Source organism: Lactobacillus sp. HMSC08B12 (genome assembly GCF_001808415.1).
Lineage (GTDB): Bacteria > Bacillota > Bacilli > Lactobacillales > Lactobacillaceae > Lactobacillus > Lactobacillus delbrueckii.
Genome location: NZ_KV793106.1, coordinates 1 through 5,911, shown reverse-complemented (window position 1 = coordinate 5,911; position 5,911 = coordinate 1). Strand labels below are relative to the sequence as shown.

Sequence of the window (5,911 nt, the reverse complement as noted above, 5' to 3'; positions counted from 1 at the left end):
TTACACAAGTTTTTATACTGAACCGAAAAAATCATGAATATATTGTCAAATGAAAATTAGTAAAAGAAAAGCAGCCCGGGCAGGGCTGCTTCATGGTAGTAGTAGTTTTGATTAGTGAGCAGTTAAAGAAATCAAGTTGTCGCCGTGCTTAACGTCAGTTGCTTCAACCCGGGCCACTTCATTGTATGAAGGGGTGTTGGTGATGACAACCATGACAGTGGTGTCGTAGCCGGCAGCCTTGACGGCATCCAGGTCGACTTCACCGATTTTGTCGCCCTTTTCAATGTGCTGGCCTTGAGTGACCAGGGACTTGAAGTGCTGGCCGTTCAAGTTGACCGTGTCCAGACCGATGTGGATCAGGACTTCGGCACCGTCGTCAGACTTAAGCCCGTAAGCGTGGCCAGTCTTGTAAGCAACGGAAACAGTACCGGTAACAGGAGCGTAGACATTGCCGTCGCTAGGAACAATGGCTGCCCCGTTACCCATGAGCTTCTGGGAGAAGATTTCGTCATTTACGGCTGACAGGTCTTCAGAAACGCCGTCTACAGGTGCCAAAACTACTTCGTCTTCCAAACCAGCAGTCTTGGCAGCTTCAACTTGTTGTTCAGCTGGAACTTCAGTTGAAGCGCTGACGCCAGTTTTGCCTTCAACGCTGGCAACTTCTTCCTTCAAGTGGCTCTTGCCCCAGAAGAAAGTCAAGGCGAAGGCAATAGCGAAGGAAACAAGTTCACAGACAACGTACATTGGGATGGTCTTCGGGTAGATGGACAGGAAGCCCAGGAAACCCGCAGAACCAAGGGATGCGGCTTCAACGTGCAGGAGACCTGCAAGGGCTGAAGCAACACCGGACCCGATCAGGGCGCAGAAGAATGGGAAGCGGTACTTCAAGTTAACCCCGAAGAGGGCTGGTTCGGTGATCCCCAGGAGGGCAGAAACACCGGCTGATGAAGACAGACCCTTCATCTTTTCGTTCTTAGTCAAGAACCAGATAGCGAAGGTTGCGGCACCTTGAGCAACGTTGGCCATGGAAGCAACAACGAAGATAAAGTCGCCCGCACCCTTGCCGGCAGCGAAGGCAGCCAGCAATTGGGTTTCGATGGCCGGGAAGCTTTGGTGCAAACCAGTCATAACGATGGCTGAGTAGCAAAGACCGAACAGACCCATGCCGATGAAGCCAGCAGTGTCGTACAGCCATACGAAGCCGTTGGTGATCCAGTCAGAAACGGTCTGCATCACTGGCCCGACGATGGTGAAAGTCAGGAAGCCAGTGATCATGATTGACAGAAGCGGGGTGAAAGTAAAGTCAACCGCGCTTGGCAGGACCTTGTGCAGCTTCTTTTCCAAGAAGGCTAAGATCCAGATAGCTGCCAGGACTGGAATAACTTGGTATTGGTAGTTGGTTTGCGCTACGTGCAAGCCGAAGATGTTCCAGTAGTGAGTTGCACCAGCCAGCTGCGGGGTGGTCATGATCAAGCCCATTGCAGCCCCGAGGAATTGGTTGGCGCCGAACCGCTTAGCGGCGGAAATACCGACCAGAACCGGCAGGAACATGAATGGGGCAGCTGACATCAGTTGGATCATTTCAGACAGGCCCTTGATAGCTGGGTTGATTTGGACCAGGGACTTAGGCCCGAACAGGCCAGGACTGGTAAAGAAGTTGTTCAAGGCCATCAGCAAACCACCCGCAACCAGGGCTGGGATGATTGGCACGAAGATGTCACTCAAAAGCTTGATGAAGGCCATGACAGGGTTGACCTTCTTGCCGCTGGCGGCGATCTTCTTCAAGTCGTCGGTAGAAACTTCGGACAGGCCGGTTTGCTTGATCAATTCGTTGTAGACGTTGTCAACGTCACCAGGCCCGATGATAACTTGGTATTGGCCGTCAGTCTTGAAGGTACCCTTAACGTCGGGATCCTTGTCCAAGGCTGCTTGGTCGATCTTGGTATCGTCTTTTAAGACTAAACGCAGACGAGTCGCACAGTGGGCAGCAGCTACCAGGTTGTCTTCACCTACGGCAGCGATCACCCGCTTGGCAACTGCATTGTAATTCATTGCCACGAGAAACACTCTCCTTATTCTCTGAAAACGCTTTTCTTTAATTCACTTAACAATAATAGCGGTTTCTGACAAATATGTCAATCGTTTGACAGAGAATATTTTATAAAAGTTCTGTTAACTTAAAAAGAGTCTGTTAACCGTTTGACATGTTAGCGCTTCAACCCTAAAATAGAAGATGATAAAAGCTTGATTATCCAGATGATTTTTTGCCTGGGAACAATCTGGCAAATAAAGATAAAAGGTTACTAAAGAAGAGATTAGTGATTAAGCGGAGGTTGCTTAATATGGAATGGACAAGAGAAAAAAGATATCTTCCTTATGAGAAATGGGATGTCAAGACTTTGCTTGAGCTGCAGAGCCAGGCAGCCCGGTCAGACTACCAATTGCACTACCACATCCGGCCAACTTCTGGTTTATTGAACGACCCTAACGGCTTTTCCTACTATAATGGCCGCTGGCAGGTCTTCTACCAGGCTTACCCATTTGGGGCAGTGCATGGTTTGAAGTCCTGGGTGCACTTGACCAGTTCCGACCTGGTTCACTGGGAAAACCTGGGCGAAGCTGTTTATCCTGACACCCCGCTGGACAGCCATGGGGCCTATTCTGGTTCAGCCAAGGCAATTGGCGACAAGCTTTTTCTGATGTACACGGGCAATGTCCGCGACGAAAACTGGGTTCGCCATTCTTACCAGGTTGGGGCCTGGATGGACGAAGAGGGAAAGGTGACCAAGCTGGAGACGCCTCTGATCAACTCGCCAGAGCATGTGACTGAGCATTTCCGTGACCCGCAGATTTTAGAGCACGATGGCAAGTACTACGCTATTCTGGGTGCCCAGGACAAGGAGACCAAGGCCGGCAAGATCAGCCTTTACAAGGCAGATGCTGTAACGGGTCCATGGCAGGACCTGGGCTATGTTGACCTGCCAGACATGGGCTACATGGTTGAATGCCCGAACCTGGTCTTTGTTGACGGCAAGCCGGTCTTCATCTTCTGCCCGCAGGGTTTGGACAAGAACGTGACCGACTACCAGAATGTCTACCCGAACATGTACTGGGTTGGGGAAAGCTTTGACTTTGAAACCGGCCACTTCGAGACCAAGCAGAAGGCCCCGATCAACCTGGACGGGGGCTTTGACGTCTACGCTACTCAGGCCTTCAACGCGCCAGATGGCTATGCTTACGCCATCAGCTGGGTTGGCCTGCCGGATGTGACTTACCCAAGTGATAAGGAAGGCTGGGCTAACTGCTTGAGCCAGGTCAAGCGCTTGGCTTTAAAGCACGGCCGCTTGCTTCAAAAGCCGGTCAAAGCCATGAAGAGCCTGAGAGGAGTCGAAGAAGACTTCACAGGTGACCTGGCCTTTGATGCTGGCGCGCAAAGCGAACTGAAGCTGACTATTAAGCAGGGGCAGAAGGGCAAGCTGCTTTTGGCGGCAGACAGTGAAGGTAAGAACTGCATCAAGCTTCGCTTCAAGACCGGCAAGCACGCCCGCTTAACGGTTGACCGGGGTGAATGCGGCCAGGCCGTGAACCCGGACTACGGGACTAGCCGGACGGTGAAATTGCCAGCCGGGGAAGACCTGGACCTGCGGATCTTTGTGGACCACTCCCTCTTTGAAATTTTTGTCAATGGCGGCGAAGAAGTCATTACGGGGAGATTCTTCACTCAAAATGGACAAACTTTTGTTAAGATGGATAGCGGTGTTGACTACCAGGCCAAGACTTGGCGGTTAAAGGATATGTAGGAGAGCAGAAGAGGGGATGACGATGAGGCCAAAATTAACTGATGTAGCGGAGAAGGCTGGCTGCTCGCCGACGACTGTCTCGCGGGTGATCAACAACTACGGCTACATCAGCCAGAAGACCAGGGATCGGGTGTACGCGGCCATGCGGGAGCTGAACTACCAGCCCAACACCTTGGCCCGGTCTTTGCAGGGCAAGCAGACCAAGATGATTGGGGTGATCATGCCCAGCATCACCAATCCCTTCTTCGCGGAACTGGTCGCGGCAATTGAAGACAAGCTGGAAGCGGACGGCTACAAGATGCTGCTCTGCGACGCCGGCCAGGACAGCGATAAAGAGCGACGCTATCTGCGGATGCTGGAGGCCAACCAGGTCGACGGTATCATCGCGGGTTCGCACAACCTAGGGATTGAAGAATACCAGCGCTATGGCCTGCCGATCGTTTCCTTTGACCGGGACCTGTCTGACCAGGTGCCGATCGTGACCAGTGACAACTACCAGGGCGGCTGCCTGGCTACCCAAGCCATGGTTGACGCGGGATGCGGGCATGTCTACTTTGTCGGCAATCCGGTTAAAACAGGCAACCCGACCTCCCGCCGCTTTGACGGCTACGCGGACACGGTGGCCGCGGCGGGATTGACGGTACACACGGCTCAGTCAGCCTTTTACGAGTCTCCGGCGGCTAAGGAGCGAGAACTCCGGGAGCTCTTGACCAGCGGGCGGAAGATCGACGGGGTCTTTTGCTCAGACGATCTGACGGCCATCCTGCTCTTAAAAGAAGCCAGGAAGCTGGGGATCAGGGTGCCGGAGGACTTGAAAATCGTTGGCTTTGACGGGACCCAGCTGGTCCAGAACTACGTGCCGGAATTAGCGACGGTCGTCCAGCCGGTTCCAGACCTGGCCGGGACCTTGGTCAAGCTGCTCTATGAGCGGATCGCGGACCCGGAAAAGAAGCTGGCCCAAAACAGCTACCTGCTCCCGGTCAAGCTGCTGAGAAACCAGACTGTTTAAGCATCTCCTGCGGGGGATGCTTTTCCTGTCTTTGCCAGGATAATCTGTATTTTTCCCGAAAAGCGCTTATAATAAAATTGGGAAGTGATTTTTAGTTAAAAGAAAGCTAAGGTGACAAGCATGGAGAAGAAACGCGTTTGGCTGTTCATTCTGGCTTTTAGCCTGATCGGCCTCCTGGTCTACGGGGCGGAAATTGCCTATGCTTTTATGAAGGACCGCAACAAGAAGATGGAATACAGCTTCGATGAAGAAGAGGCGGAAGATCCGCAGGAAATGGAAGCTGACTACAAGAATCAAGAATAGTGCTAACTACTGAATAAAGCAGAAGAAATTGGGCCTGGCTTTGCCAGGCTTTTTCTTTTGGGCAAAAGTAGGCTAAAATGGTAAAGATGCAATAAAAGTATTTAAGTTAGATTAAGCATTTCTGTTTGGAGGAAAAAAGTGAGCAAGAACCGCTTGGAAGCATTCAGCGATGGCGTATTGGCCATCATCATCACCATCATGGTCCTGGAAATGAAGGCCCCGGAAGAGGCCAGCTTCCAGGCTCTAAAGCCGCTGGTCCCGCAGCTGGTCATCTACCTGCTCAGTTTCTTTTACATGGCCATTTACTGGGAAGTCAGTAGCTGTAAAAATATATAGTCAAAAATAGCAATTTAAGACTACTAATGCTTATTTATAGTCTTTTCTATTCTAGGTCATGTTATCAATGTATTTGGACGAGCTTCTGTGATATAATACGGCTAGACACGAACATAAGATCGTAAAAAGAAAGCCGTTTCCCAAAATGACCAGAAAAAAGAGAAGAACTCAAACTAAGACAGTTAGAGCCTATACCGTAAAATTAAATGGTGACGAACTAAAAGAATTGGATGAGCTGTTCACTGCTTACGGCAAATGCAGAGACTTCCTTTATTCACAGTTATGCGGCATCAACCATATGACTGATGTTGCTAACTGGTATGGCCCTAGAGATAAAATCCGCGAGCATGACGGTGAAATAAAGAAAGCCCGCAAAGCGGTTAAAGACTGGAAAAAGGCCTACAAGAAAAACAAAGCTCAAGGATTGAAGTCTCCCGATTCAAGAACCGTCAGACTCTCAAAG

General features: G+C 50.8%; 5 protein-coding genes and 1 pseudogene. 5 read left to right on the top strand and 1 reads right to left on the bottom strand.

The features are described 5' to 3' along the window. Positions 1 to 111 precede the first annotated feature (111 nt). Positions 112 to 2,052: a sucrose-specific PTS transporter subunit IIBC gene (locus HMPREF3168_RS01095; RefSeq protein WP_070488039.1), complete on the bottom strand. Its 1,941-nt coding sequence runs from the start codon at positions 2,050 to 2,052 to the stop codon at positions 112 to 114. A 290-nt stretch (positions 2,053 to 2,342) separates the two neighbouring features. On the opposite strand from HMPREF3168_RS01095, the gene HMPREF3168_RS01090 reads away from it, so the two are divergent. From HMPREF3168_RS01090 to HMPREF3168_RS01070, 5 genes and pseudogenes are all read left to right on the top strand, one after another. Beyond that, the gene (locus HMPREF3168_RS01090; RefSeq protein WP_070488038.1) at positions 2,343 to 3,800 is read left to right on the top strand and encodes a sucrose-6-phosphate hydrolase; all 1,458 of its coding nucleotides are present in this window, start codon (positions 2,343 to 2,345) and stop codon (positions 3,798 to 3,800) included. Between the two features lie 22 nt (positions 3,801 to 3,822). Continuing rightward, a complete protein-coding gene (locus tag HMPREF3168_RS01085) occupies positions 3,823 to 4,809 on the top strand; it encodes a LacI family DNA-binding transcriptional regulator (RefSeq protein WP_070488036.1) in 987 nt (328 codons plus the stop codon). Between the two features lie 120 nt (positions 4,810 to 4,929). Next, entirely contained in the window at positions 4,930 to 5,112 is a 183-nt protein-coding gene (locus HMPREF3168_RS01080; protein ID WP_070488034.1) for a hypothetical protein, read from the top strand. Between the two features lie 138 nt (positions 5,113 to 5,250). Beyond that, positions 5,251 to 5,448 (top strand): TMEM175 family protein, encoded by a 198-nt coding sequence (locus HMPREF3168_RS01075; RefSeq protein WP_070488032.1) that lies wholly within the window; start codon positions 5,251 to 5,253, stop codon positions 5,446 to 5,448. A 145-nt stretch (positions 5,449 to 5,593) separates the two neighbouring features. Then, a pseudogene (locus tag HMPREF3168_RS01070) lies at positions 5,594 to 5,911 on the top strand (RNA-guided endonuclease TnpB family protein); the annotation flags it as partial.